This window comes from Sphingomonas larreae, from assembly GCF_051400595.1.
Lineage (GTDB): Bacteria > Pseudomonadota > Alphaproteobacteria > Sphingomonadales > Sphingomonadaceae > Sphingomonas.
The window spans coordinates 1,229,723-1,254,176 of record NZ_JBLFFI010000001.1; the positions used below are offsets into that span (position 1 = coordinate 1,229,723).

A 24,454-nucleotide genomic window follows, 5' to 3' on the forward strand; every position below is an offset into this window, starting at 1 on the left:
CAGGATCCACCGTGCCGCACGGATCGTAGCCGCGGCATGGTGGGCGACGTGGATCCTGAAACAAGTTCAGGATGACGCTGGGAAGGAGGATGCGGATGCCGTTGATGCAACAGAGTTACACCGTCACGCGCACCGGCGGCAGCGCAGCGCTGATCCGCGCGCGCGCGGCCAAGCGCCAGCATGCCTGGCGCGTGCTGCTCGCGCTCGCCGCCATCGCGGTGATGCTGTGCATCGCCTTACCGGCGCTGGCGCAGACCGGCCCCGCCGCGCCGCCCCCGGGCGCACCCGCGGCGCCCGCGCCCGGCGTCGGTGACGCGGTCGACCGCGCGCTCGGCCAGCTCTCGCGCGGCGACGCCTCGAGCACGCCGGGCAACGGCTCGCTGTCGCTGTCGCTGCAAGTGCTCATCATCATGGGGCTGCTCACGATCCTGCCCGGGATCGTGCTGATGATGACGAGCTTCACCCGCATCATCATCGTGCTGTCGATCCTGCGCCAGGCGATGGGGCTGCAGCAGACCCCGCCCAACCAGGTGCTGATCGGCCTGTCGCTGTTCCTCAGCTTCTTCGTGATGGCGCCGGCGATCAACCAGATCAACACCACCGCGATCCAGCCTTATTCGCAGGGCCGTATCGGCGGCACGCAGCTGATCCAGGCCGCGGGCGCGCCGCTCCACGCCTTCATGGCGAAGCAGACGCGCGTGAAGGACGTCACCATGTTCGCCGCGATGGCCAAGTCCGGCCCCTATGCCAGCCCGCGCGACATCCCCTATTCGGTGCTGCTGCCGGCGTACGTGACCTCCGAGCTGAAGACCGCCTTCCAGATCGGCTTCCTTGTCTTCCTGCCCTTCATCGTGATCGACCTGGTGGTGGCGACGGTGCTGATGGCGCTGGGCATGGCGATGCTGAGCCCGACGATCATCTCGCTGCCGTTCAAGCTGCTGCTGTTCGTGCTGGTCGACGGCTGGGCGCTGACGATGGGGAGTCTCGCGAACAGCTTCGCCACCTGACGCCATGGTAGAGGTGCGTTAACCAAGTTCCGCCATAGCTCGCGTGTCTCGGCCCCGCCTTTGGGGCGACGCAGTAGAGAAGCCCGCATGCAGCCGCTCGTCGATGCCGACTATTTCCTGACCGTCGCCAACCAGACGATGTGGGTGCTCGCGCTCGCCGCCGCGCCGATCCTGATCCCGGCGCTGCTGTCGGGGCTGATCCTCGGCATGGTCCAGGCCGCCACCTCGATCAACGAGCAGACGCTGAGCTTCGTCCCCAAGCTGGTGGTGGTGGCGGTGTCGATCATGGTGTTCGGCGCGATGATCCTGGGGCTGCTGAGCGACTTCACTACCGAGATCTTCGCGCGCATCCCCGATCTGGTGCGGTGAAGGCGTGACGGCCGACGTGCCCCTCTCCTCCCCCGCTCGCTGCACCACCCCGGCGAAAGCCGGGGTCCAGGTGGGAAGGCGGATGTTGCTTACGGGGAGCATCCGTCACCGACGCGCGCGCCTCGAGGAGCGCATCGGAAAGCCGGTGCGCGCTATCACCCCCGTTCTCCCAAATGGCCCCCGGCGTGCGCCGGGGCGGTCGCGGGTGGGGAGAAGTCGCGTGCTCTCTCCGCCCGGTATAGCGCGCTAGATGCTCGGCTTCGGCCTCGCCATCGAGCCCCAGCTGTGGGCGATGATCTTCGTGATGATCCGCGTCGGCGCGGCGTTCGTCGCCGCGCCGGTGTTCAGCAACGTCTCAGTGCCGCTCACCGTGCGCGTCGCGCTCTCGGGCGCGATCGCGGTGCTGGTGCTCGGCACCACACCCGTCCAGGTGCCGCAGACGGTGTTCGCGCTCGCCACCTTCGTCGCGGTCGCGGCCGAGGCGTTGGTCGGGCTGGCGATCGGCTTCGTGCTCCAGATCGCCTTTGCCGCGCCGCTGGTGGCGGGCGAGATCATCGGCGGCTCGATGGGGATCGGCTTCGCCAATATGATCGACCCCAACTCGGGCCGGTCCAGCCCCGCGATCGGCCAGTTCCTGTCGATCATGATGACGTTGCTGTTCCTCTCGCTCGACGGCCATCTCGTGCTCGTCGACCTGGTCGTGCGCAGCTACCGCGCCTTGCCGCCCGGCGCCTCGTGGCTGGCGGCCGGCCAGCTGCGCGACATCGCCTTGTTCGGCAGCTACGCCTTTGTCGCCGGACTGCTGCTGGCGCTGCCGGTCGGCTTCCTGCTGCTGTGCCTCAACCTCGTGATGGGAATGGTGTCGCGCTCGGCGCCGTCGCTCAACCTCTTCTCGGTGGGGCTGCCGGTCAGCCTCGCCGCGGGGGTGGTGAGCCTCGCGATCGCGCTGCCCGCCATGGGTGACTATATGCAGGTGATCGTGCGCGAGGGCCTCGCTGCGGCGCAGAGCCTCGTGCTCGCGGGGGCGCGCTGATGTCGGAGGGTGGCGACAAGACAGAAGCCCCAACCGCCAAGCGTCGCAAGGACGCACGCGAGAAGGGCGATATCCTCAAGAGCCGCGATCTCGCCACCGCCTTGGTGGTGCTGGCGGGCGTGGCGTGGCTGATGTTCTTCGGTCCCGCGCTGCTGACGGCGTGCCGCGGCGTGATGGCCTCCAGCCTCACCTTCGGCCGCGCCGACGTCGAGGATTTCGCGCCGTGGCGGCCGCTGGTCGAGGCGGGGTGGAAGCTCGCGATGCCACTCGGCACCCTGTTCGCGATCACCATTGCGGCCGCGGTGGTGAGCCAGGCGGGGCTGGGCAGCTTCAGCTTCAACAGCTCGCTGCTCGCGCCCAAGGCGTCGCGGATCAACCCGGCCTCGGGGCTCAAGCGCATCGTCGGCATGTCGGGCTGGATCGAGCTCGGCAAGTCGCTGCTCAAGGTGATCCTGCTCGGCTCGATCGGCACCTGGATGGTGTGGAAGACCGCGCATTTCAGCTTTGGCCTCGCCGCCTCGAACCTGCCGGTCGCGCTCGCCGGGCTGGGCGCGACGATGACCAACGTGCTGCTCGTCATGGCGATGGGGCTGGTGGCGATCGCTCTGTTCGACGTGCCGACCCAGATCCTCCAGCTGCTGCGCAAGCTGCGCATGACCAAGCAGGAGGTGCGCGACGAGCATAAGGAGAGCGAGGGCAATCCCGAGATGAAGGGGCATATGCGCGCCAAGCAGCGCGCGATGCTTTCCGGCGGCATGCGCCAGGCGCTGACCGAGGCGCACGTGGTGCTCACCAACCCGACGCACTTCGCGGTGGCGCTGCGCTACGACCGCGGGCGCGACCAGGTGCCGGTGGTGGTGGCCAAGGGCCGCAACGCCACCGCGCTGGCGATCCGCGAGGTCGCCGCCGAGATGAGCCTGCCCGTGCTCGAATATCCGGCGCTCGCCCGCGCGGTCTATTACACCAGCCGCGAGGGCCAGGAGGTGCGCGACGACCTCTATGTCGCGATCGCCACCGTGCTCGCCTTCGTCTTCGGGCTCAACGAGCGCGCCGGCGGGCGCCTGCCGCCGGTCGACGTGCCGCTCACCGCGCGGTTCGACGAAAACGGCAAGAAACAGGGGTAAAATTCCACCGCGGGCGGTCGTTTAGAGAGGCATCATGGCGACGACGATCAGCAGCACCAGCAGCAGCACGACGGCGGCCAGCACGGCGTCGACGACGAAGACGTCGTCGACCTCGTCGGTCAACCAGTCCGCCGCCAATTCGGTCCTCACCTCGCTCGGCTCGGGCTCGGGGGTCGACACCGGCGCGCTGGTCACCCAGCTGGTCGACGCGCAATTCGCGCAGAAGCGCGCGCAGCTCACCTCGAAGAGCGACACGCTCACCGCGCAGATCTCCGGCGTCGCGACGCTCAAGAGCACGATCGCGGACTTCGCCAAGGCGCTGGAGAACCTCGTCGAGGGCGGCACGCTGGCGACCCAGCCGAACAGCTCGATGAGCGGCGTCGCCACCGCCAGCCCGGTCGCGGGCACCTCGGCCTCGGGGCTGAACAGCAGCGTCACCGTCAATGCGCTCGCCACCGCGCAGATCGCCACCAGCGCCAAGATCGCGTCGCCCACGACCGCGACCTTCGGCACCGGCACGCTGACGCTGACGCTCGGCACCGCCACCACCAGCGGCGGCGCGATGACCGGCTTCACCGCGGGCACCAACGCCGACGGCAGCACGAAGTCGTTCGCCATTTCGATCGACTCGAGCAACAACTCGCTCTCGGGGATCGCCGCCGCGATCAACGCCAAGAAGGCGGGCGTCACCGCCACGGTGATCAGCGACGCCGACGGCGGCGCGTATCTCTCGCTCAAGGGCACCACCGGCGCGGCGCAGGCCTTCACGCTGGCGGCGAGCGACTCGGCCGGCGCGCTGGCGCAGTTCGACACCGGCTTTGGCACCACCAACAAGACGACCGTCTCCAGCCAGGCGGGCAACGCCAAGCTGGTGGTCGACGGCGTCGCGGTGGAGCGCGGCAGCAACGAAGTCAGCGACCTGATCGCGGGCGTGAAGCTGAGCCTCACCGGCACCGGCACCACCAACCTCACCTCGACCCGCCCGGACAGCGCGCTGTCCGGCGCGGTGAAGGACTTCGTCGACACCTACAATCAGGTGCTGGCGGTGGTGAAGGAGCAGACCGACGCGATCAACGGCCAGCTCCGCGCCGATCCCGCCGCCAAATCGCTGCTGCGCACGCTGCAGGGGCTGACCAGCCGCGTGCTGCTGCCCGGCGCCGCGGCCGGCTCGCCGGCGACGCTCGCCGCCATCGGCGTGCGCACCACGCGCACCGGCGAGCTCGAGGTCAACGACGACGCGCTCTCCCAGGCGATGAAGACCGCGCCCGAGGCGGTGGAGGCGATGTTTGCCAAAAGCAGCAGCGGCGCCACTGGTCTGTATGCCGCGATGAAGTCGCTCGACCTCAACGCCGGCAGCACGATCTACGGCCTGGCCGCCTCGACCACGCGCTACCGCCAGGCGCAGTCGGACTTGGGCAAGCAACAGAGCAACGTCGCCGATCAGGCGACCAAGATGACCACCCGGCTGACGCAGCAGTTCTCGAGCATGAACGCGCGCGTCTCCGCTTACAAAGCCACCCAGTCGTTCATGCAGCAGCAGATCGACAATTGGACCAAGTCGACGGGTTGAGCGAGAGATAGACGAACATGGCCTATGCTTCCGCCCTGCTGCGCGATCCGGCGCGCACCTATCGCGAGATCGACCTCGCCGGCCGCACCGCCGCGGCCGACGGGCCCGCGCTCGTCCAGCTGTTGTACGAGGAGCTCACCCAGGCGCTGCGCGTCGCCGCTTGGGCGGCGGACAACCGCCAGTTCGCCACACGCAGCGAGCGCGTGACCCGCGCCACCGCGATCCTGTTCGCGCTGGAGGCGAACCTCGACTTCGATCGCGGCGGTGACGTGTCGCGCACGCTGGCGCGCTTCTACGCGGGCTGCCGCCGCCAGGTGGTGGACGCCAGCATCGGCACCGACGGCGAGCCGTTCCGCGCGGTTGCGGGCGAGCTGGAGGAGATCGCCGCGGCGTGGCGGATGGCGCGCGCGGCGTAAGGGGCGAGCTCGGCGCTTTCCGTGCTCCCGCGCAGGGGAAGGCGTTGGTGGCCTCGGGCTCCGGCGTTCGCCGGAGCACGTCGACGGTCCAGATAAGCGAGTTCCGCCTCTAGCGCTCGCGCCACACGAACCGGTCCGCCGGTGCTGCGCCGCTCCGCCCTGCTACGCGGTCTCCAGCACCCCGACGATCGTCGCAGGTTCGCGCTGCGGCAGCGGTGGCATTCCCAGCCGGCGGATGTCGATCGCGGAGACACCCGCGAGCAGGACGTCGCCGAAACGCCGGTCGCCGGTCTCGACCAGAATGCCCTCGCGGGTCTGGCGCACCATCGCCCAGTCGATCGGTCGCGCGAGCACGCGCTTGCCGCGTACCACCACCAACGCAATCTCGCCGGTCGCGTCGATCGTGAGCGCGGCGCGGCCGTCTTCGGCGATAACCGCATCGAACGCGCTGAAGCGCGGCAGCGCGTCCGCCACCGCGGCGATCGCCTCGTCGACCGACCGCATCATCCGCCGCTTACGGCCGACGCCCAGCCATGCCGCCAGCCCCATCGCGCGCGCTCAGCCGCGGCTGCGCACCGCGTCGAGCAGCGGACGCAGGTTGGTGAGATCATAGCCCGCGTCCGCTGCCTTGGCGGTGAGCGCATCGGCATCGTCGCCGCGCGCCGCGCCCGCGAGCGCCCACAGGTTGCACGACCGTGTGCCCGAGCGGCAATAGGCCAGCACCGGGCCGTCCGCCGCTGCCAGCGCGGCGGTCATCGCCTCCACCTGCGGCAGCGAGAAACCGGCATGGGTCACCGGGATCGCGGTATAGCCCAGGCCGGCGGCCGCCGCGGCGGTGCGGATCGACTCGCCGCTGGGCTGGCCCGGCTCTTCGTCATCGGGGCGGTTGTTGATGATCGCGGTATAGCCCGCGGCGGCGATGGCGGGCACGTCCTCGGGCCGGATCTGCGGCGCGACCGCGATCGTCTCATCGATGATGCGAAGCATAATGTCCTATCCTACCGCGCCGCGATCCGCGCGTCACTGATGCCGATCGTCCCGTTGCGGGAGCGACGGCGGCTTAGCGGGAGGTGCGCCAGACGGCGAGAGGCCAAATCCTTCCCATCCGCGGGGAGGAGCGAGTGATGGGACGTCGTACGGCGAGCGAACGCGGGCCGCGTGCCATCCGCGACGCGATGAACGCCGCACGCACGAGCGGACGTGATCCCTGCGATCTCAGCCTCGGCAAGCTCGCGCTGTCACGCTCGTGATGAGGCAAGATCGGGCCGCCGGGGCGAGATGGACCGGCGACCCCTCACAGGATGAAGAACAGCGCGCCGATCAGCAGCGTCGACCTCATGCGCTGAGCCGGTACCCGGGCATCGACCATGCCGCAGAAGACCGCCGCCGCCACCAGACCGAGCACGAGCAGCGCCACCAGCACGTACACGGGTGTCAGTTCGGCGATGATCATCTCGGCGACCTGCCGGGCGACCTCGTTGTCGCAGGGTGCCATCGCTTATCGCTCCCCTTCGGCGATGCCGGGACGTTCAGGACGGCGCTTGTCAGAAGCTGGACCAGTCTTCCTGTGCGGTGGTCTTCAGCGCGGCGGCGGACCGCGCCGGCCGGGCGCGGAGCTCGGACCATTTCTGCGGCTGCGCGAGATGGTGTACGTTGCTGCCGGCAGCCTGCGATCCGTCAGCGCTTGCCGCCACGCGGAAGCGCGACACTTCCCGCGCCAGCTCCTCGGCCTCCGAGGCGAGGCTGCGCGTCGCGGCGGTGGCTTCCTCGACCATGGCGGCGTTCTGCTGGGTCACCCCGTCCATCTCCGCGATCGCGGTGTTGACCTGCTGGAGCCCGATCGCCTGCTGTTCCGCCGAGGAGGCGATCGACGAGACGATCGCGCTGATCGAGCCCACCCGGCCGATGATCCCCTGCAGCGCCGTGCCCGTCGCGGTGACCAGCTCGACGCCGAGATCGACCTGCTCGGCCGAGGCGGTGATCCGCGCCTTCACGTCCTTGGCCGCGTCGGCCGAGCGCTGTGCCAGCGCGCGCACCTCGGAGGCGACGACAGCGAAGCCGCGGCCGGCATCGCCCGCGCGCGCCGCCTCCACGCCCGCATTGAGCGCGAGCAGGTTGGTCTGGAAGGCGATGCCGTCGATCACCGAGATGATCTCGGAGATTTCCGCCGAGGAGCGCTCGATCCCCGCCATCGCGGTCATCGCGCGCTGGACGACCTCGCCGGAGCGCTGCGCCTCGCTTTGCGCGTCCGACACCAGCGCGTTGGCCTGGGTAGCGCCATTGGCGGTCTCGCGGACGGTCGAGGTGATCTCCTCCATCGCCGCGGCGGTCTCCTCGAGCGCGGCGGCCTGCTGTTCGGTGCGACGCGACAGATCGTCCGAGGCCTGGCGGATGTCACTGGCGCCGCTGTTGATGTCGCCCGCGGTCGCGGTGACCTTGCCGATCGTCGTCGCCATCTCGATCATGGCGTTGTTGAAGTCGTGGCGCAGCGCCTCGTAATGGCCGGCGAACGGATCCTCGATGCGTCGCGAGAGATCACCCGCGGCGAGCCGGCCCAGGCCGAGGCCCAGCTCCCGCACGATCGTCTCGGCCTCCGCGTTCGATCGCTGCACCGCCTCGGCGTTGGCGCGGAACACCTCCATCGCGCGCGTCATGCGCCCGACGCAGTCGCGATAGTCGGTCCGCAGGATCGGGGACGTCAGGTCGCCAGCGGCGAGCCCCTCCATCCGCACGACCGTCGCGACATAGGGATCGCTGATCACCTTGCCGCTCCACCAGGTGAGCAGCACCGGCACCAGCGCCAGGCCGAAGCCACACGCCATGATCGACCACACCCGGTCCGGCGGGGTCATCGCCGCCGTGTAGGCCGCGGCGATGCTCGCCAGTGCGACGACGATCTGAACGCCGAGGAGCACCTTGAACTTGGTGCGAACCGGCGCATGCTGTGCGAACCACGTCTTCATGATGGAGCCTCTCCCTGATGCGGAAGAAGGTACCGCAGCGGCATTAAGCGATCGCAACCGTTTGCAATGCCGGCAAGCAGCCTCACATTCAGCGGCGCCTCCATACAGCAACTCAAGGTTTATGCACTATTTCTGGCGGAATTCTGCGGTTTTCTATCTATGTGATTCATGCAAGAAGCGTAGGTATAAGCTATAGGATCGAGGTTGCTTAAGCAGATACTGACGCACGGGGTGCGATCGGCAGCGGACGATGGCGCGCACGATTCGCCTGGTAGATCATTCAAGACGGGCAGCGACGGTGTTCACATCTGAAGCGATCGACGCCGTTGACCCCCATGGGGAACCTTCACCTGCGCCCGCCAGCGCGCGACGGGCGTCATCAGGACCTATGAATAGGCACTCGCAGCTCCTGTTCCTGGCCGTGAGTTCGACCTTCACCTTCAACGCGGCAGCGCGCGCGACACCTCCGGCAGCAACTCGCGCGCCAACCACCCGATCGGCGCCGACTGCGCGGCGAGCACCCGGCCGGCCTGACCATGGAGCCAGACACCCCAACCCGCCGCGACACGTGGCGTCAGGCCGCGTGCAAGCAGGCCGGCGATAACGCCGGACAGCACGTCGCCGGAGCCACCCGTCGCGAGGCCGGGACCACCACCGGCGAAGTGAAGCATCGTACCATCGGGGTCGGCGACGATCGTCTCGGTCCCCTTGAGCACGATCACGCCGCCGCATCGCGTTGCCGCCTCACGCGCCGCGCCGCCCGGATCGCGGCGGACGTCGTCGACGTCGCGTCCGAGGAGCGTCGCCATCTCGGCCTGGTGAGGGGTGAGGACGAGGCGCCCGCCCCATCCGTGCAGCACGTCCATGCTGTCGCGCAGGCAGGTTGCCGCCGCGGCGTCGAGCAGCAGTCCGGTCGACGCGGCCGACGCCGGATCGAGCGCGTCGATCAGCTGGGCGGCAGCATCCTCGCTCGTCATCCCCGGGCCGACCACCACCGCATCGTGCGACGCGGCCTGATCTCGCAGCAGCGCGCCGTCGACGGCAATCTCGCCGTCATCCTCGGGCAATGCCACGATCCCGAGTTCGGGCGAGAGCATGCCCACCAGCATTGCGCTACTGCGAAGGGTCGCAACACGGACGCGTCCCGCGCCCGCGCGCAATGCCGCCTCCGCGGTGAGCCGCACCACTCCCGGCGCGCGTGCCGAGCCACCGACGACCAGCACCTGGCCGCGGCTCTTCTTGTCGATCTCGCCGGTCGGCGCCGGCAGCGGATGCTCTGCACACCAGCGCGTGTCGATCTCGATCATGTCGCATTTCCCTGTCGAGGCGGCTCAGCGGTCACGGGGGCACTCTCCTGGACGAGCGGGGCGGTCACGTTGAAGCGCGTCAGCCGTAGCGCACCATCCGCGCCGATCGCGGGATCGAACACATATTCGGTCACGCCGCAGTTCGCGATCGGCGCTTCACGATCGATCGCGAGGATGCTGCTCTCGTCCAGGCCTTCCAGAATGTACCGCAGGCACAGGACGACCACCTGATGCGCCACGATCATGACGTGTCGTTCGCCGTGATGAAGCGACACCGTGTTGAGCAGCGAGCGAAGCCGCAGGATCACGTCGCACCAGCTCTCGCCGCCGGGCGGCCGATGGTAGAATTTGCCCAGGGCAGCGCGGAAGCGAGCCTGCTCCGGCTCGACGGCGGTGATCCCGTCGGCCGTGAGCCCGTCGAGTATGCCGAACTCCTTTTCGCGCAACCGCTCATCGACGCAGATGTTCTCACCGGGAGCGCAGCCGCCCGCCTCACGGAAGAGCCGCGCCGTCTCATGCGCGCGGGCATAAGGTGAGGCCAACATCACGTCGGGGCGCTCAGCGCCGTCGCGGGCGAACCAGCGCCCGAGCGCGCGCGCCTGCTCCCGGCCGAGCGGCGAGAGCGGCACATCCATGTCGCGCTGCTCGAGCGTGATCCGCGCCGCGCCGGCGGCGAGCGCCTCGCGGCGCGCGACATTTCCTGCGCTCTCGCCATGACGAACGATCCACAATCGTTGCGGCCAACGCGGTGTCACGTCGACCTCCGCCGAGAACGAGCGAATGCAGTACGATGGATCGCGATCATACGGAGCTAACTATCTTACGACGCGAGAGTTCTACGGTGGCGATCGATCCGGCGCCAACCGGGCGCCTGCCGAGCCTCCGCGGACGATGAACGGTCCGCTGAAACGCGGCAGGCCGGCGCGCCGGGCCTCGCCACGCCTGACGCTCGACTGCCCCGTCGCCGTCGACCTGCTCGCTGCTGCCGCCCGCCACTGCTCATCGCCACGGCCGATCTGAAATCGAGTCCGTGGCCAAGGGGATCAGCTGCTCACCCCAGCGCGCGCAACGCGTCAAGGAAGGCCTGGCCGTAGGCGTCGAGCTTGCGCTGGCCCACCCCCGCGATCCGCCCGAGCGCGGCGAGCGAGGTCGGGCGCAGCGCCGCCATCTCGCGCAGCGCGGAGTCGTGGAAGATCACATAGGGCGGCACGCCCGCCTCCTTCGCCAGCTCGCGCCGGCACGTGCGCAGCGCCTCGAATACGGGATCGTCGACCGGGTTGGGCGTCACGCCCGCGCGGCCGCCACGGCGGCGCTCGCGCTTGGGCGGCTCGACCAGCGGCAGCGTCGCCTCGCCCTTGAGCAAAGCGCGTGCCGCCGGACCGAACTCGAGCCCGCCATGATGATTGGTGCGCAGCGCGTCCTTGAGCAGCAACGCGCGCCCGACCGGCTTGAGCAGCGCCACTTCCTCGCCGTCGACGATGTTCCACACCGAGAGCTGCTCGTGCCCGTTCATCAGGCTGCGCTCGCTCGACTGGCCGGTGAGCACCTGCTCGATATAGGTCGCGCCGAACATCTGCCCGGTGCGGAACACCGCGGAGAGATATTTGCGCGCGGTCTCGGTCGCATCGAGCGCGGCGGGGGGCGACAGGCAATTGTCGCAATTGCCGCAGCGCTCGGGCGGGTGCTCGCCGAAGTGGCGCAGCAGGATGGCGCGGCGGCAGCCCGCGGTCTCCACCAGTGCCCCGAGCGCGGCGAGCCGCTGGCGCTCGCCCGGCTGGCGCTGCGGCTCGACCTCGCCGATGCGCTGCCGCGCGCGCGCGAAATCCTCCGCGCCCCAGAAGAGATGCGCCACCGCGGGGTCGCCGTCGCGCCCGGCGCGCCCGGTCTCCTGGTAATAGGCCTCGATCGACTTGGGCAGGCCGGCATGCGCGACGAAGCGGACGTCGGGCTTGTCGATCCCCATGCCGAAGGCGACCGTGGCGCACATCACCATGTCCTCCGAGTCGACGAAATCGGCCTGGTTGCGCGCGCGCACCGCGGGATCGAGCCCGGCGTGATAGGCGCGCACCGGGCGGCCGGTGATTGCGGTGAGCTGCGCCGCCATCTTCTCGGTCGCGGCGCGGGTCTGGACGTAGACGATGCCGGGGCCGGGGGTCTCGCGCACCACGTCGGCGATCTGGCGCGTGCTATTGTCCTTGGGCCGGATCGCGTAGCGGATGTTGGGCCGGTCGAACCCCGCGACGATCATCCCCGCGTGCGGGATGCCGAGCTGCTCGAGGATGTCGGCGCGCGTGTGCGCGTCGGCGGTGGCGGTCAGCGCCAGCCGCGGCACGTCCGGGAAGGCGTCGAGCAGCGGGCGCAGCAGGCGATAGTCGGGGCGAAAATCGTGCCCCCACTCGCTGACGCAATGCGCCTCGTCGATCGCGAACAGCGCCGGGCGGCCGCGCTCGAGCAGGTCGCGGAAGTCGGCGGTGGAGGCGCGCTCGGGCGCGACGTACAGCAGGTCGAGCTGACCATCGAGGTAGCGCCCGCGCGTCTCGGCCTTGTTCTCGTCGACGCTGGTCAGCGTCGCGGCGCGCAGCCCGACCGCGGTGGCGGCGCGGAGCTGGTCGTGCATCAGCGCGATCAGGGGGCTGACGACCACACACGTCCCCTCCAGCATCGCCGAGGGCAGCTGGTAGCAGAGCGACTTGCCCGCGCCGGTGGGCATCACCGCGAGCGTGCGCTCGCCGGCGAGCACGCGCGTGACGACCTGCTCCTGCACGCCGCGGAAAGCGGGGAAGCCGAAGATCGTCTGGAGCTGGGGAAGCGGGTCGAGCGCCATGGGCGCGCCCGACCTAGGCGCGCGCGCGCCGCGCCGCAACCGCGGCGGCACGGAACGCGTCACGGGGCAGAGGCGTAATGCCGGCGTGATCACAGGAGGACCGATGACCCCGCGCCCCAATCTCGCGCTGTTCACCTTCGGCGCGGCGGCGCTGCTCGCCGGCTGCGAGCGCGAGCCCGCCAGCGGCACCGCGACCGCTACCGCGCCGTCGGGCGCGAGCGCCTCGCCAGTGGCGCGCGCGCCCGACGCACCCGCGGCCGCGCAGTGAGCGTCGAGCGCGTCCGCGACAACCGCTCCGAGCAGGAGTTCGAGCTCAACGTCGCCGGCGAGCGCGCGGTCGCGGCCTATCAGCTCGAGGGCGACACGATCGTCTTCACGCACACGCTGGTGCCGCCCGCGATCGAGGGGCGCGGGGTGGGCTCGCGGCTGATCCGCGCCGCGCTCGACTCGGCGCGCGACCAGGGCCTGCGCGTCGTGCCGCAATGCCGCTTCGTGCGCGCCTTCATCGAGCGCCACCCGGAGTATCGCGACTTGGTGCGGTGAGGGCTCCTACATTCTCGGCATTGCCCTGAACTTGTTTCAGGATCCACCGCCCGGCGGACTGAGCCGCCGCGATGCCGGTCCAGCTGTGGACCCTGAAGTGGGTTCAGGATGACGGTCGGCGGACAAGCCGGTGTCGCGTCCTCGCTGCGGACTCTCCCGCCCGCCGCTTACGTCACCAGCCGGCGCAGCGCCGCGAGCGTGTCGGCCTCCGCCGCCGGCTTGTCGGTGCGGATCCGCGCGATCCGCGGGAAGCGCATCGCCAGCCCCGACTTATGCCGCTTCGATTCGTGGATCGAGTCGAACGCCACCTCCAGCACCAGCGACTTCTCGACTTCGCGCACCGGGCCGAAGCGGTTGAGCGTGTGCTGGCGCACGAAGCGGTCGAGCTGCGCAATCTCCTGATCGGTGATGCCCTGATAAGCCTTGCCCACCGGCAGCAGCTCGCCCTGCCCCGCCTCCTCCCCGGTCCAGCAGCCGAACGTATAGTCGCTGTACCAGCTCGACCGCCGCCCGTTGCCGCGCTGCGCGTACATCATCACGCAATCGGCGGTGAGCGGATCGCGCTTCCATTTGTACCACAAGCCGGCGCGGCGCCCCGCGACATAGGGTGAGTCGCGACGCTTGAGCATCATGCCCTCGATAGCGGCGTCGCGCGCGCCGGCGCGGATGCCCTCCAGCGCGGTGAAGTCCGCGGCCTCGACGACGTTGCTGACGTCGAACCGGGTCGGATCGAGGCGCGCCGCGAACGCCTCCAGCCGCGCGCGCCGCTCGGTCCACGGCAGCGCGCGCAAGTCTTGGTCGCCGTCGAACAGGATGTCGTAGAGCCGGACGAAGGCGGGCGCCTCCGCCAGCATCTTGGCCGACACCATTTTGCGCCCGAGCCGCTGCTGCAACGCGTTGAAGCTGCCCGCGCCGTCGCCGCCTTCGCCAGCACCCGAGCCCCCGCCGAGGCCGACGCCCTGCGCGTCGCCGCGCACCATCAGCTCGCCGTCAACCACGCCATAGCTCGCGAACGCCGCCGCCACGTCGGGAAAGGCGGCGGTGATGTCGTCGCCGGTGCGGCTGTACAGCCCCGTCGCGCCCGCGACATGGACGAGCTGGACACGGATGCCGTCCCATTTCCACTCGGCGGCATAATCGGCGAGGCCGACGCGCAGGTCGTCGAGCGGGTGCGCCAGCATAAACGGGCGGAACACCGGCACGTCCGCCGGGGTAGGCTGCGCGCCCGTGCCCTCCGCCCAGGCGAACAAGGTCGGATAGGGCGGCGCGAGCCCGTGCCACACTTCCTCCACCGCCTCGACGTCGAGCCCGAACGCGTCCGCCAGCGCCTGTTTGGCCAGTCGCGCCGACACGCCGACCCGCAGCGCGCCGGTGGCGAGCTTGAGCAGCGCGAACCGCTCCTCCGAGCCGAGCCGGTCGAGCATGGCTGCGAGTGCGGCGGGCGCGTCCGAGCGCGACAGGTGCATCAGCCGGTCGACCACCGCGCCGACGCTGAGCGGTGCAGGGTCGGCGGGCGGTGCGTCGGGCGTGGGCCAGAGCAGCGCCACCGTCTCGGCGGTGTCGCCGACATAGTCGCGGCTCATCCGGAACAGCACCGGGTCGACGCGCGACTCGATCAGCGCGCGGATCAGCGCGGGCTTAACCGCGGGCAGGTCGAGGTCGCCGGTCAGCGCCGCCATCGCCCAGCCCCGGTCCGGGTCGGGGGTGGCGCGGAGGTAATCGCCGATCAGCTTGAGCTTGGCGTTGCGCCCGCGCGTGTAGATCAGCGAGTCGAGGAGCGCGGCGAAGGCGTGCATGCGCGGCTAACGCGCGAACGGCCCGCCGCGCCTCAGTTCAGCGTGTCCTTCACCTTCTTCCCCGCCATCACGCCGAGCACGAGAAAGATCAGGAACAGCCCGAGCGCGACGAAGAACAGGATCTTGGCGATCCCGACGAAGGCGCCGCCGACGCCGCCGAACCCGAGCGTGCCGAGCACCAGCCCGACGACGAGGAAGATCACGGCCCATTTCAGCATCGAACGACTCCTTCAGCGGGGACGGCTCAGCCGCGGCGACTGGCCTCGAACAGGAACCAGGCGCGCTCCTCGGCCTGGTCGGTCCACTCGTCGACGATGCCGCTGGTGGCATTGTCCTTGGCCTCCTCGGCAGCGTCCTTGACGTCGCGGAAGCGCTGGACGAGCGTCAGATTGTCGTCGCGCAGCTCGGCCAGCATCTGCTCGGGCGCGACGAAATCGGCGTCATTGTCGCGGATCGACTGGTGCCGCGCAATGTCGCCGATCGAGCGCAGCGTGGTGTTGCCGGTCTTGCGCACGCGCTCGGCGATCGCGTCGGTGGCGCCGAGGATCTGTGCCGCCTGATCGTCGAGCAGCAGGTGATAGTCGCGGAAATGCGGGCCCGACACGTGCCAGTGGAAGTTCTTGGTCTTGAGGTAGAGCGCATAGGAGTCCGCCAGCGCGGCGTTGAGCGCGTCGGCGACGCTGCGCGTGTCGTTGCGCTGCAGGTCGGTGGGGGTCTCGAGAGCGGGATTGGTATCGGGCACGATCGGCTCCGTCGTTTCACTGAGCAGGGGTGAAACGATGTGGGGCCGGATTGGGTCCGGTCAAGCGGAAGAGGGGTACAATCCTCCCCGGTAAGGGGAGGGGGACCGCGCGGCGTGGTGGAGGGGAGCTTCCGCGGGCGATGCGCTGCGCGGAGATCCGTTTCCATCACCGCTCCGCGGCGGTTCCCCTCCCCGCTCGCGGGGAGGATCTATAAGGTCGCCGCCAGCCTCACGCCGCCAGCCGCACCGCGCAGGCGGCGGCGAAGGCGCGCGAGGCGGCCTCGTCCTGCGCGCCGCTCGCCACCGCCTCGCCGAGCAGCCCGAGCCAGTCGTGCACCAGCACGCCGCGCTCGCCGCGCCCGACCGCGTGACCGAGCGACTGCGCTACCGTCACTACCGGCAGCAGATGGTGCTGCTCCGCGGTCGCGCGAATGCCATCGAGCGCAGGCGCCAGCCGCGCCGGACCGTCGCGCCAGTCGATCGCGGCGACTCGCCGCGCCAGATGCGCCTTGATCGCGAGGATGTCCATGTCGTCCATGCGCCGAGTCCCGCCGGAGTTTCTCACTTGGCGCAGCATGCGCGCGCGGGCGTTACGGGAGGCTTAATGCGCGCCCGGATGCACGGCTGCGCTTGACTCCGCGGGCAGCATGCGCCAAGCGCCCGCGTCTGACGCGGCGAGGCGAGCTTCGCCGCTTTCTTGTTTCATTCGCTTAGGAACCGGTCATGGCCAAGCCGACCACCGTCAAGATCAAGCTCGTCAGCTCGGCTGACACCGGCTTCTTCTACGTCACCAAGAAGAACCCGCGCACCAAGACCGAGAAGCTGAGCTTCAACAAGTATGATCCCGTCGTGCGCAAGCACGTCGCGTTCAAGGAAGCCAAGATCAAGTAAGCGCGCGGGGAGCGGCCGGTCCGCTCCCGCCGCTGATCGGTATGCGAGAGCCGCGGGCGCCGCGCCGGCGGCTCTTTTCGCGTGCGTGCGGCTTGGCCGGGCGGCGGCTCGCCCCCCCTTACACCAGCGCGTTCACCGCGGTGATGAAGCGCGCCAGCGTGATCGGCTTGGACACATAAGCATCCGCTCCGGCGGTGCGGATCCGCTCCTCGTCCTCGCGCCCGGCATAAGCCGTCACCGCCATCACCGGAATGTGGCGCAGCGCTGAATCCGCCTTGAGCTCGAGAATCAGCTCATAGCCGGTGACGTGCGGCATCTGGATGTCCATCACGATCAGGTCGGGCATGAAGGCGCGGGTGCGCTCCACCGCCTCGCGCCCGTCGCGCACCGGCTCGACCGCAAAGTCGTGCGCCCGCAACAGGTCACAGAACAGCTTGAGATTGAGTTCATTGTCCTCGACAACGAGCACCCGTTTGGCCACGCGCCGCTTTCTCCCTCTGGCCGCAGATAGATAATGGTCCGAACCGATACAAACCAGCCCGACGCGATGACGATCGCGCTCGACGCTCTCGCCTGGACGCTTAACGAACCGTTGCGCGCCGAGCGACTGATCGGCGTAACGGGGCTCGCGCCCGACGACCTGCGCGCGCGCGTCGGCGATCCCGCCGTGCTTGCCGCCTGCCTTGGCTTTCTCGAGGCGCACGAGCCCGACCTGCTCGCCTGCGCCGCAGCGACCGGCACCACTCCCGCCGCGCTGGTGGCGGCACGCGCGCAGCTGGAGGGCGCCGCACGATGACCCGGCCGCTGCTGATCAGCGACTGCGACGAGGTGCTGCTCCACATGGTGCGCCACTTCGCCACCTGGCTCGACGAAGCGCACGACATCGAGTTCCGCTACGATAGCTGGGAATTGGCCAAGAACATGCGACGGCGCGATGGCGCGGCGCTGTCGCGCGAGGAAATGTTCACCTATCTGGGCGGCTTCTTCCCCGCCGAAATGCCGCGCCAGACGCTGGTGCCGCACGCCGCGGAAGCGCTCGCCGCGCTGGCCGAGCGCGCCGACATCGTGATCCTCACCAACCTGGAAGACGAGTGTCGCACGCACCGGATCGCGCAGCTCGAGCGGTTCGGGATCGCCCACCGGGTCGAGTGCAACCAGGGCGGCAAGGGGGCGCCGGTGGCGCGGCTGGTGGCGGAATGTAATGCGCCGGTCACGGTCTTCGTCGACGACCTGCCGCACCATCACGAATCGGTCGCGCAGCAGGCGCCCGGCGTCTGGCGGCTCCACATGATCGCGGAGCCCGAGCTCGCCGCCGGCGTCGCCGCCGCCCCGCACGCGCACGCGCGGATCGACGATTGGCGCGCGGCCGCGGCGTGGATCACGGCGCGGTTCGACGCGGGTGAGCCCGCGGTGGCGGAGCCGGCGGCGGCACGGGCCTGATCGGCGCGGGCACGTGGCAGCTCGCGGGCAGGCGACGGTCAGCCCGTCCTTCCCCCGCAAAGGGAGCGCGGGCTTTGGCTTGCCCCCGACACGCCAAGATGGTGTGCGGGGGATACCATCTCGCCCGCACTGGCGCGCGAAGCGCGTCGGAGAGGGTTCACCGAACGTGGGTCCATTCACCGTCACGAGCCGGATCCTCTCTCCCTTGCAGGGGACGATGCGTCGGATGTCGGTTCGGCCCCGACTGGACCAGCGCGCCGGCGCGCGCCGCAGGGCCGGCGTCGCGCGACGGCTTGCCCGGCCCGTCAAAAGCGCAGTCGCGCCCCGGCGTTGACACGACGATAGTTGAGGCTCCGGTCGATGAAGCGCGACTCCACTCCGCCGTAGATCAGATTGTCCGCGTCGCCCAGGTTGGTGACGTCGGCGAACAGCTGCAGCGCTGGATTGAAATTGTAGCGCAGCGCGAGATCGACCTGGCCGTAGGCGGCATGGACCTGGTCGACCCCGGGGCCGTTCCAGTCGCACGCCATCGTCCAGCGCGAGCGCCAATTGTACGAGGCGCGCAGCTCGAGCCGACCGTCATCGTAGAAGCCGCTGGCATTGTACGAGTCGGGCGAGATGCCGGTGAAGCCGCACGCGCCCGCGGCACCGCGCGTCCTCGCGTCGACATGCGTGTAATTCGCGCTGGCGCCCAGGCCGGAGAGCCAGCCGAAGCGATCGTCCAGCGTATATTGCGCCGCGACCTCGACGCCGTCGACCCGCCCGCGCGCGAGATTGACCGTCTGGGTGACGAAGACGCGCTCGGGCGCGAGCGGCAGCGTCGCCTGGGTCGTGCGCGACTGGAACAGGTCGGAGAGATCCTTGCGGAAGCCGGCGACCGAGACGTAGCTCACCTTCGAGAGATAATATTCGAGCGACAGGTCGTAATTGGTCGCGAACTGCGGCTTCAGTGCCGGGTTGCCCAGCCCCAGCGTCAGCCGCCCGGCCTGCCCGGCCCATGACTCACCGTAGCGCAGGTCGTTGAGGTCGGCGCGGCTCAGCGCCCGCCCCACCGCGCCGCGCAGCAGCAGCTCGGGGGTGATCTCATAGCTCAGGTTCGCCGAGGGCAGCACCGCGGTGTAGCGCGCGCCCTGCGCCTGCGGGCCGGCGGGCGAATAGGTGAACACGTAATTGGTGCCGCTCAACGGCAGCGTGATCGCGGTGACGGTGGAGCCGTAACCGCGCGACTCGGTGTCGACGTGAACGAGGCGCGCGCCGACATTGCCCGACAGCGCGCCCGCCGCCAGCGTCGCGTCGGCATAGCCGGCGGCGACCCGCTCGCGCGTCGCGAAGCTGCCGCCCGGATCGTACACCAGCGCGAGCGGGCCGCCCGGCATCTTGGGGTCAGACTCGATCAGCGCGCAATTGCCGGTGCAGCTGGTCGTCCCATCGGCGGCGCGCGTCGGCAGATAGCTGCTGCTATACTGGCCGCGCCGGTCGAGCTGCGCCGGCTGCGACAGCCACGCGATCAGCCGGTGCGGATCATAGCCGAAGAACTGGCGGCTCGGCGGCTTGACCGCGCCGCGCAGGAAGTCGTCGCCCAGCGTCATCGGCCGCAGCAGCGACGGGTCCACCGGGAAGGTCAGCGTGTCATAGGGATCGGAGCGCGAGCTATAATTGTCCTGCCCCTTGGTACGGTCCTGATAGTCCGCGCCGACACTGACAGCGCCGATCACCGACCCGCCCGGGCGCCATCTCGCGCTGAGCTGCGCCTCGGTGAGGCGATCGTCGACCGTCTGCCCCCAATTGCCCGCATAGCCGAGTCGAATACGCGCGGGGTTGGTGAACACCGTGTCGCTCGTCGCGATCTGCGGGTTGCCCTGTTTGAAAGCGTAGCTGACGTCGTTGGCGGCATAATTGCCGATCAGCACATAGGGATCGAAGCGCTTGTTGCCGGTGGCGCGGCCGTGGGAGACATCGGCGGTGATCGTCAGCGCGTCGCTCGGCCGCCACGCCGCGTTGAGGCCGAGGTCATAGCTCTCCGCGAGCCGGTCGCGCGAGCGGATCACCGAGAGGTTCTGCGGCTGCGCCACCTTGCTCCCCCCCAGCGCGGCCGCGACCGCGGGGGCGTTCAGGAACGCCTGGCCGGGATAGGTGCCCGCGGTAACGATGCCGTCGCGGTCCACCCTCGGGTCGATGATCGTGTTGCCGAACACGAGGTTGACGATCGAGTCGCCGACCTTCTGATCGAGCCGGGAGTAGAAACCGTCGGCGCTCAGCGTCAGCCGGTCGCTCGGCGCGACCTGGAGCGCGACGCTGCCGAAATAGCGTCTCGTACCACCGTCATAGGTGCCGTAGCTGGCCTGCCGCGGGCCGTTGAGCTGCTCCGACGTGACCACCGGCGCGGCCGCGCCGCCGCGGACGACGTTGAAGGCGGCGGCATCCCATTGGTTGATGCGCGCATAATTCCCCGACATGCGGAAGTCGGCGTAAGAGCCGGACACCAGCACGCCCACGGTCCTGGCCGGATTGACCCAGGAATACAGGCCGCTGACATTGGGGCGGACGGTGTGGACACGCTCCACCGCCATGCCGCTGAGCGACAGCGCGCCATAGCTCTTCCCGATCGTCAGCGTGCGCGGGGTGAGGATGTTGACAGTGGCGCCGATGCCACCCTCGGTCAGGCTCGGCAGCATCGTCTTGTTGACGTCGATGCGCGAGATCATGTCGGCGGGCAGCACGTCGAAGTTGAAGCTGCGCCCGCGTCCGCCGCCGTCGGCCGACCAGGCCCCGGTGTCCGACGGCAGGGTGCGGCCGTCGAGCAGCACGTTGGTGAAGTCCGGCCCGAGCCCGCGCGCGGCGATCTGCTGCCCCAAACCGAAGCCGCGCACCACCTGCACGCCGGGCACGCGCTGGAGCGATTCGGCGACGTTCACCTCGGGGAACTTGCCCGCGTCCTCGGCGGAGATGCTGTCGATCACGTTGACGGCGAGCCGTTTGGCGGAGAGCGCCGAGGCGAGGCTGGCGCGGATGCCGGTGACGACCACCTCCTGCGCCGCGGTGTCGTCGTCTGGCGGGGCAGGTGGGGTATTCGCCGCCGAGACGGCGGGCTGCTGCGCCGAGGCCGTGGCGGGCAGCAGGGTCAGCGTGGAAACGCTCGCCAAAAGCGCGAGCCGCCGCAGGTTGGTCATTCTCTTCTCCCCTCTCGATATGTTCGGCCCGGCGCACGCGTCGGGCGCGATCCCCCCGGATCAGACGCGGAGCCGTGCCGCGCCGCCCCGCCGACCGCCGCCGATCGCCTGCACTTCGACGATCGCCGCCGCGATCCCCGCCGGCAGCGCGGCGGGGCCGTAGAAGCACCGGCCGTCGATGCGCCCGAACCAGCGGCGCGCGCCGCCCTGCGCGTCGATGCGGAAGACGTCGAAGCGGCCGTCGTCATCCCAGCGCAGCCCCAGCCCGATCGCGCCGGTCGCGGCGTCGACGACGCAGCGGTCGAGCCGCAGCCCGCGCGGCGGCGCGAGCGCCGCATCTTGCTGGCCGGTAATCGCGAAGCGCCCGACCCGCAGGTCGAACGGCGCGGCGCCGGCGTCGCCGGGCTCGAACCCGAGCAGGATGCTCGCCACTCGGCGGCCGGAGAAACGGCCGAGCGCGACCCGGCTGAGCGTCCAGCCACCCTCGCCCGCGGCCGGCCAGCCCGGCGGCAGCGGCAGCCACTCCGGCCGGTCGGGCCGGTCGGCGAAGATCAGGCCGAGCCGGGTGCGCGCGCGGTCCGCCGCGTTGGCCAGCGTCACGAGCTCGACCGCGGTCGCGCCCGCGACCATGATGTCGGTCTTGAACAGATGGACCCGCGTCGCCGCGTCGCCGCGTCGGCGCCGAGCAGGCCGCGCACGCGCAGCGACGAGCCGCCGTCATAGGCGATCGCCTGGTCGAAGCCGACGTCGAGCAGACCGGGGAGCAGCCCGGGCGCCGCGGCGGCGCGGTCGGTCAGCCCGTCGAACGGGGCGCGCCACCATTGCCAGGTCGGCAGTACGTCCTGGATGCCGAGGTTGAACCAGGCGGCGTCGCCGACGCGCCGCCCCTCGACGAAGAAGGCCTGCCCCTCGCCCTCATTGAAGTGCGTCACGAACGGCGCCGCGCCGATCACCGAGCGCTCGGCGATGAAATTGGCGACGCCATAGGTGATCGGCAGGTCGGCCTGGTCGGGGCTGAAGCGCGCCAGCGTACCGTCGGTCGTCGCCCATTCCGACAGGTGGTAGAAGGTGGTGTCGCCCCAGCTGAGCCGGCCGCTGTCGTACACCGCCTGCTGCGCGGCGCTCGGCGCGTTGGACAGCGCGGGGTTCTGCGTCTGGCCGCTGTAGACCAGCCGCTCGATCGTCGCGACGTCGGCGTTCGCGTCGAGGAAGGCCGCGCCGCGCCCCGCCTGACGCGCGCGCCAGAGGTTGAGGCAGCCGTCGTCGACCGAGTAGAGCTGGAGCCCGCCGCCGCGCGTTTTTCCCCGTCCGGACTGATCACCCGCGGCGCCGCGGCCCCGATGAACCCCGGCCCGGGATAGAGTTGCAGCCCGAAGAAGACGTCCTCGGGAGAGCGGCCATAGGCGCTCGCACCCGCCGCGAGCGTCGCAGGGTCGGCTGGCCAGCTGGTGCAGCAGCCGCCCGGTCCGTTATAGCCGCTCCAGCCCTGGTCGACCATCACGGTGTCGGCGGCGGGGGCACCGCTCGCGTCCGGCACGAACAGGTCCCTGAGATCGCCGTGTCCGTCGTAATGCTGGAGGTGGAAGGGCGCGACGCGCGCGCGCCGCGCCGCCGCGTGCATCGCCGCCATCAGCCCCGCCACCTGCGCCTTGGCCTGCGCCGAGCCGCGTTCGTGATTGACGAAATAGCCGTCGAACCCGAAGTACTGCGCCAGCGCGACCAGCTTCTCCGCGACGCGCTCGACCGGCACCACGATGCCGTCGAACAACCGCGCGTCGGGCTGCCAGATCGTCCCCAGGCACAGCGCGCCGTTGCGATGCGCCGCGTCGGTCAGCGCCGGGTTGGGGACGATCCCGGTGCCGCCCCATTGCACCACGATGTCGTGCACGCCGAGCCGCCGGGCGACTTGCACGCCGCCCGCCGGGGTGGGAGCGTGCCGCACCGCGCGCCAGACGTCGGGCGCGTAGGGCGTGATCGTGCGGTTGGTGGTGGCCAGCGTCGCGACGCCCGCGCGCGGGTCGAGCTCCGGGTGCGCCTGCGTGGCGGCGAAGGGCGCGATCCGCGGCGCGAGCGGCACGGTGGAGCGGAAATAGACAGCGTCCGGGTCGGCCGCAGGGTCATAGGCCATCAGCCGCGCGAAGGCGTCCGCCGTGCCGCCGGGCAGCAGCGGCAGGATCGGCGCCACCCCTGACAGCTCGTCGGACGCCGGCCCCGCGCCCAGCGGCCGCCGCTCGGCCGGAGCCGCGGCGCCGTCGCGGGCGCTCGCGTCGTCGCCGTCGCGGGCTCCGCCGAGCAGCGCGGCAAGGCTCGCGCTCGAGAGCAGGCCCAGCCCGGCGATAACCACCCCGCGACGCGCGATCGATGCGGTGCCGTGCGCGGCGGCGACGCCGGAATCCGTCGAGGAACTGTCTGCCATGTTTCGTCACCCTCTCCAGGCCGCCCCTTCTCGGGCCGGCAACACGCTGCGCGCTGCCGGTCCGGGACGTGCCCACTCGAACTCAGGTTATGATAGGAAGAGCGGCGCGCCGGCCGCGGCGGGCCGCGGGAAATATTCGGATTGCCATCCGGCGCGACGTCAGGCGGGACGCGGCATCGATCCGGACCCGACCGGCCTCGTGTCGCTCTCGCAGAGACCTGACCGGCCCGACTTGAACGGCCCCGACTTGACCGGCCCCGACTTGACCGCGTGGGGTCGCGCGCGGCAGGGAAAGCGCATGACCGATCGTATCGACCGCGCGCTCGCCGAACTCGGCCTGACGCTGCCCCAGGCCGCCGCCCCGGTGGCCGCCTATGTCCCTGTCGTCGCCGCCGGCGGGTTCCTCCACGTCTCCGGCCAGCTGCCGTTCAAGGACGGCGCGGTGGTGACCGGCCGGCTCGGCGATGACGTGTCGCTGGAGCAGGGCCAGGACGCGGCGCAGCGCTGCGCGCTGATGCTGGTGGCGCAGCTCAAGGCGCATCTCGGCACGCTGGAGCATGTCACGCGCGTCGTGAAGCTGGGCGTGTTCGTCAACTCGACCCCCGATTTCACCGACCAGCCCAAGGTGGCGAACGGCGCCAGCGAGCTGATGGTCCAGCTATTCGGCGACACGGGCAAGCACGCGCGCTCGGCGGTGGGCGTGGCCGCGCTGCCGCTCGGCGCCGCGGTGGAGGTGGACGCGATCGTCGAGGTCGCGGCCTCGCTGTAACCTCACCCCTTTCTGCAAGGAAGGGTCGGGGGTGGGTCAGCGTCCGGGTGACAGTAGCGGGCTCCTGCCAGAGG

The 24,454-nt window shown here is 70.3% G+C and carries 28 protein-coding genes; 13 read left to right on the forward strand and 15 right to left on the reverse strand.

The annotated features are described in order from the left end of the window. Positions 1-95 precede the first annotated feature (95 nt). The 6 genes from fliP (at position 96) to ACMGDM_RS05575 (ending at position 5,519) form a co-directional block, all read left to right on the forward strand. Positions 96-1,007, forward strand: a complete 912-nt coding sequence (fliP, locus tag ACMGDM_RS05550) for a flagellar type III secretion system pore protein FliP (RefSeq protein WP_436803101.1) — start codon at positions 96-98, stop codon at positions 1,005-1,007. Between the two features lie 87 nt (positions 1,008-1,094). Then, positions 1,095-1,376 (forward strand): flagellar biosynthetic protein FliQ, encoded by a 282-nt coding sequence (locus ACMGDM_RS05555; RefSeq protein WP_335297661.1) that lies wholly within the window; start codon positions 1,095-1,097, stop codon positions 1,374-1,376. A 250-nt stretch (positions 1,377-1,626) separates the two neighbouring features. Then, positions 1,627-2,409 (forward strand): flagellar biosynthetic protein FliR, encoded by a 783-nt coding sequence (gene fliR, locus ACMGDM_RS05560; protein ID WP_436803102.1) that lies wholly within the window; start codon positions 1,627-1,629, stop codon positions 2,407-2,409. Next, the gene (locus ACMGDM_RS05565; RefSeq protein ID WP_436803103.1) at positions 2,409-3,533 is read left to right on the forward strand and encodes an EscU/YscU/HrcU family type III secretion system export apparatus switch protein; all 1,125 of its coding nucleotides are present in this window, start codon (positions 2,409-2,411) and stop codon (positions 3,531-3,533) included. Before fliR ends, ACMGDM_RS05565 begins: the two co-directional genes overlap by 1 nt. 34 nt (positions 3,534-3,567) lie before the next feature. After that, positions 3,568-5,103 (forward strand): flagellar filament capping protein FliD, encoded by a 1,536-nt coding sequence (fliD, locus tag ACMGDM_RS05570; RefSeq protein WP_436803104.1) that lies wholly within the window; start codon positions 3,568-3,570, stop codon positions 5,101-5,103. Positions 5,104-5,120: 17 nt separating this feature from the next. Beyond that, positions 5,121-5,519: a flagellar export chaperone FliS gene (locus tag ACMGDM_RS05575; RefSeq protein WP_183945546.1), complete on the forward strand. Its 399-nt coding sequence runs from the start codon at positions 5,121-5,123 to the stop codon at positions 5,517-5,519. 162 nt (positions 5,520-5,681) lie between these two features. Here the strand turns inward: ACMGDM_RS05575 and ACMGDM_RS05580 are convergent, their stop codons facing one another. Further along, positions 5,682-6,068, reverse strand: coding sequence for a hypothetical protein (locus ACMGDM_RS05580; protein WP_436803105.1), 387 nt, complete (start codon positions 6,066-6,068; stop codon positions 5,682-5,684). Between the two features lie 9 nt (positions 6,069-6,077). Then, positions 6,078-6,506 (reverse strand): protein tyrosine phosphatase family protein, encoded by a 429-nt coding sequence (locus tag ACMGDM_RS05585; RefSeq protein ID WP_436803106.1) that lies wholly within the window; start codon positions 6,504-6,506, stop codon positions 6,078-6,080. Positions 6,507-6,643: 137 nt separating this feature from the next. Here ACMGDM_RS05585 and ACMGDM_RS05590 point away from each other — a divergent pair, with 137 nt between their 5' ends. Then, on the forward strand, positions 6,644-6,769 hold the full coding sequence (locus tag ACMGDM_RS05590) for a hypothetical protein (RefSeq protein ID WP_436803107.1): 126 nt from the start codon (positions 6,644-6,646) through the stop codon (positions 6,767-6,769). A 44-nt stretch (positions 6,770-6,813) separates the two neighbouring features. Here the strand turns inward: ACMGDM_RS05590 and ACMGDM_RS05595 are convergent, their stop codons facing one another. The 5 genes from ACMGDM_RS05595 to recQ form a co-directional block, all read right to left on the reverse strand. Then, positions 6,814-7,014 (reverse strand): hypothetical protein, encoded by a 201-nt coding sequence (locus ACMGDM_RS05595; protein ID WP_436803108.1) that lies wholly within the window; start codon positions 7,012-7,014, stop codon positions 6,814-6,816. A gap of 49 nt (positions 7,015-7,063) precedes the next feature. Continuing rightward, entirely contained in the window at positions 7,064-8,482 is a 1,419-nt protein-coding gene (locus ACMGDM_RS05600) for a methyl-accepting chemotaxis protein (RefSeq protein WP_436803109.1), read from the reverse strand. A gap of 440 nt (positions 8,483-8,922) precedes the next feature. Next, a complete protein-coding gene (locus ACMGDM_RS05605) occupies positions 8,923-9,789 on the reverse strand; it encodes an NAD(P)H-hydrate dehydratase (RefSeq protein ID WP_436803110.1) in 867 nt (288 codons plus the stop codon). Further along, entirely contained in the window at positions 9,786-10,544 is a 759-nt protein-coding gene (locus tag ACMGDM_RS05610; RefSeq protein ID WP_436803111.1) for a histidine phosphatase family protein, read from the reverse strand. Before ACMGDM_RS05610 ends, ACMGDM_RS05605 begins: the two co-directional genes overlap by 4 nt. A gap of 296 nt (positions 10,545-10,840) precedes the next feature. After that, entirely contained in the window at positions 10,841-12,613 is a 1,773-nt protein-coding gene (gene recQ, locus ACMGDM_RS05615) for a DNA helicase RecQ (RefSeq protein WP_436803112.1), read from the reverse strand. Between the two features lie 103 nt (positions 12,614-12,716). On the opposite strand from recQ, the gene ACMGDM_RS05620 reads away from it, so the two are divergent. Continuing rightward, complete coding sequence (locus ACMGDM_RS05620; protein ID WP_436803113.1) at positions 12,717-12,881, forward strand: hypothetical protein; 165 nt, start codon at positions 12,717-12,719, stop codon at positions 12,879-12,881. Further along, the gene (locus ACMGDM_RS05625) at positions 12,878-13,156 is read left to right on the forward strand and encodes a GNAT family N-acetyltransferase (RefSeq protein ID WP_436803114.1); all 279 of its coding nucleotides are present in this window, start codon (positions 12,878-12,880) and stop codon (positions 13,154-13,156) included. The genes ACMGDM_RS05620 and ACMGDM_RS05625 overlap by 4 nt, the downstream gene beginning before the upstream one ends. A gap of 167 nt (positions 13,157-13,323) precedes the next feature. Here the strand turns inward: ACMGDM_RS05625 and ACMGDM_RS05630 are convergent, their stop codons facing one another. The 4 genes from ACMGDM_RS05630 to ACMGDM_RS05645 form a co-directional block, all read right to left on the reverse strand. Next, on the reverse strand, positions 13,324-14,952 hold the full coding sequence (locus ACMGDM_RS05630) for a cisplatin damage response ATP-dependent DNA ligase (RefSeq protein ID WP_436803115.1): 1,629 nt from the start codon (positions 14,950-14,952) through the stop codon (positions 13,324-13,326). A 32-nt stretch (positions 14,953-14,984) separates the two neighbouring features. Next, a complete protein-coding gene (locus ACMGDM_RS05635; protein WP_436803116.1) occupies positions 14,985-15,170 on the reverse strand; it encodes a DUF1328 domain-containing protein in 186 nt (61 codons plus the stop codon). Between the two features lie 26 nt (positions 15,171-15,196). Further along, the gene (locus ACMGDM_RS05640) at positions 15,197-15,694 is read right to left on the reverse strand and encodes a Dps family protein (RefSeq protein WP_436803117.1); all 498 of its coding nucleotides are present in this window, start codon (positions 15,692-15,694) and stop codon (positions 15,197-15,199) included. A gap of 229 nt (positions 15,695-15,923) precedes the next feature. Beyond that, positions 15,924-16,232 carry a hypothetical protein gene (locus ACMGDM_RS05645; protein ID WP_436803118.1) on the reverse strand — a complete coding sequence of 103 codons (309 nt, stop codon included), beginning with the start codon at positions 16,230-16,232 and terminating at the stop codon, positions 15,924-15,926. A gap of 185 nt (positions 16,233-16,417) precedes the next feature. On the opposite strand from ACMGDM_RS05645, the gene rpmG reads away from it, so the two are divergent. After that, a complete protein-coding gene (gene rpmG / locus ACMGDM_RS05650) occupies positions 16,418-16,585 on the forward strand; it encodes a 50S ribosomal protein L33 (protein ID WP_022687989.1) in 168 nt (55 codons plus the stop codon). Between the two features lie 118 nt (positions 16,586-16,703). Here the strand turns inward: rpmG and ACMGDM_RS05655 are convergent, their stop codons facing one another. After that, entirely contained in the window at positions 16,704-17,066 is a 363-nt protein-coding gene (locus ACMGDM_RS05655) for a response regulator (RefSeq protein WP_436803119.1), read from the reverse strand. Between the two features lie 33 nt (positions 17,067-17,099). Between ACMGDM_RS05655 and ACMGDM_RS05660 the strand changes: the two genes are divergently transcribed. Beyond that, on the forward strand, positions 17,100-17,381 hold the full coding sequence (locus ACMGDM_RS05660; RefSeq protein ID WP_436803120.1) for a DUF3572 family protein: 282 nt from the start codon (positions 17,100-17,102) through the stop codon (positions 17,379-17,381). Further along, complete coding sequence (locus ACMGDM_RS05665) at positions 17,378-18,025, forward strand: HAD family hydrolase (RefSeq protein ID WP_436803121.1); 648 nt, start codon at positions 17,378-17,380, stop codon at positions 18,023-18,025. The genes ACMGDM_RS05660 and ACMGDM_RS05665 overlap by 4 nt, the downstream gene beginning before the upstream one ends. Positions 18,026-18,330: 305 nt before the next feature. Here ACMGDM_RS05665 and ACMGDM_RS05670 read toward each other — a convergent pair whose 3' ends face one another. The 3 genes from ACMGDM_RS05670 to ACMGDM_RS05680 form a co-directional block, all read right to left on the reverse strand. Further along, positions 18,331-21,195, reverse strand: a complete 2,865-nt coding sequence (locus ACMGDM_RS05670; protein ID WP_436803122.1) for a TonB-dependent receptor — start codon at positions 21,193-21,195, stop codon at positions 18,331-18,333. 60 nt (positions 21,196-21,255) lie between these two features. After that, positions 21,256-21,825, reverse strand: coding sequence for a hypothetical protein (locus ACMGDM_RS05675; protein WP_436803123.1), 570 nt, complete (start codon positions 21,823-21,825; stop codon positions 21,256-21,258). 319 nt (positions 21,826-22,144) lie between these two features. Then, a complete protein-coding gene (locus ACMGDM_RS05680) occupies positions 22,145-23,611 on the reverse strand; it encodes an endo-beta-N-acetylglucosaminidase (protein ID WP_436803124.1) in 1,467 nt (488 codons plus the stop codon). 298 nt (positions 23,612-23,909) lie between these two features. Here ACMGDM_RS05680 and ACMGDM_RS05685 point away from each other — a divergent pair, with 298 nt between their 5' ends. Continuing rightward, positions 23,910-24,380: a RidA family protein gene (locus ACMGDM_RS05685; protein WP_436803125.1), complete on the forward strand. Its 471-nt coding sequence runs from the start codon at positions 23,910-23,912 to the stop codon at positions 24,378-24,380. Positions 24,381-24,454: the final 74 nt, after the last annotated feature.

Excerpts from the sequence above, each read along its gene's own strand:
- ACMGDM_RS05660 (WP_436803120.1), top strand. The coding sequence starts at position 17,100 with ATGGTCCGAACCGATACAAACCAGCCCGACGCGATGACGATCGCGCTC.
- ACMGDM_RS05635 (WP_436803116.1), bottom strand. The coding sequence starts at position 15,170 with ATGCTGAAATGGGCCGTGATCTTCCTCGTCGTCGGGCTGGTGCTCGGC.
- ACMGDM_RS05680 (WP_436803124.1), bottom strand. The coding sequence starts at position 23,611 with ATGGCAGACAGTTCCTCGACGGATTCCGGCGTCGCCGCCGCGCACGGC.
- fliD (WP_436803104.1), top strand. The coding sequence starts at position 3,568 with ATGGCGACGACGATCAGCAGCACCAGCAGCAGCACGACGGCGGCCAGC.
- ACMGDM_RS05620 (WP_436803113.1), top strand. The coding sequence starts at position 12,717 with ATGACCCCGCGCCCCAATCTCGCGCTGTTCACCTTCGGCGCGGCGGCG.
- fliR (WP_436803102.1), top strand. The coding sequence starts at position 1,627 with ATGCTCGGCTTCGGCCTCGCCATCGAGCCCCAGCTGTGGGCGATGATC.
- ACMGDM_RS05595 (WP_436803108.1), bottom strand. The coding sequence starts at position 7,014 with ATGGCACCCTGCGACAACGAGGTCGCCCGGCAGGTCGCCGAGATGATC.
- ACMGDM_RS05675 (WP_436803123.1), bottom strand. The coding sequence starts at position 21,825 with ATGGTCGCGGGCGCGACCGCGGTCGAGCTCGTGACGCTGGCCAACGCG.
- ACMGDM_RS05645 (WP_436803118.1), bottom strand. The coding sequence starts at position 16,232 with ATGGACGACATGGACATCCTCGCGATCAAGGCGCATCTGGCGCGGCGA.
- ACMGDM_RS05555 (WP_335297661.1), top strand. The coding sequence starts at position 1,095 with ATGCAGCCGCTCGTCGATGCCGACTATTTCCTGACCGTCGCCAACCAG.
- recQ (WP_436803112.1), bottom strand. The coding sequence starts at position 12,613 with ATGGCGCTCGACCCGCTTCCCCAGCTCCAGACGATCTTCGGCTTCCCC.
- fliP (WP_436803101.1), top strand. The coding sequence starts at position 96 with ATGCCGTTGATGCAACAGAGTTACACCGTCACGCGCACCGGCGGCAGC.
- ACMGDM_RS05685 (WP_436803125.1), top strand. The coding sequence starts at position 23,910 with ATGACCGATCGTATCGACCGCGCGCTCGCCGAACTCGGCCTGACGCTG.
- ACMGDM_RS05665 (WP_436803121.1), top strand. The coding sequence starts at position 17,378 with ATGACCCGGCCGCTGCTGATCAGCGACTGCGACGAGGTGCTGCTCCAC.
- rpmG (WP_022687989.1), top strand. The coding sequence starts at position 16,418 with ATGGCCAAGCCGACCACCGTCAAGATCAAGCTCGTCAGCTCGGCTGAC.
- ACMGDM_RS05575 (WP_183945546.1), top strand. The coding sequence starts at position 5,121 with ATGGCCTATGCTTCCGCCCTGCTGCGCGATCCGGCGCGCACCTATCGC.
- ACMGDM_RS05630 (WP_436803115.1), bottom strand. The coding sequence starts at position 14,952 with ATGCACGCCTTCGCCGCGCTCCTCGACTCGCTGATCTACACGCGCGGG.
- ACMGDM_RS05670 (WP_436803122.1), bottom strand. The coding sequence starts at position 21,195 with ATGACCAACCTGCGGCGGCTCGCGCTTTTGGCGAGCGTTTCCACGCTG.
- ACMGDM_RS05590 (WP_436803107.1), top strand. The coding sequence starts at position 6,644 with ATGGGACGTCGTACGGCGAGCGAACGCGGGCCGCGTGCCATCCGCGAC.
- ACMGDM_RS05565 (WP_436803103.1), top strand. The coding sequence starts at position 2,409 with ATGTCGGAGGGTGGCGACAAGACAGAAGCCCCAACCGCCAAGCGTCGC.
- ACMGDM_RS05580 (WP_436803105.1), bottom strand. The coding sequence starts at position 6,068 with ATGGGGCTGGCGGCATGGCTGGGCGTCGGCCGTAAGCGGCGGATGATG.
- ACMGDM_RS05605 (WP_436803110.1), bottom strand. The coding sequence starts at position 9,789 with ATGATCGAGATCGACACGCGCTGGTGTGCAGAGCATCCGCTGCCGGCG.
- ACMGDM_RS05600 (WP_436803109.1), bottom strand. The coding sequence starts at position 8,482 with ATGAAGACGTGGTTCGCACAGCATGCGCCGGTTCGCACCAAGTTCAAG.
- ACMGDM_RS05585 (WP_436803106.1), bottom strand. The coding sequence starts at position 6,506 with ATGCTTCGCATCATCGATGAGACGATCGCGGTCGCGCCGCAGATCCGG.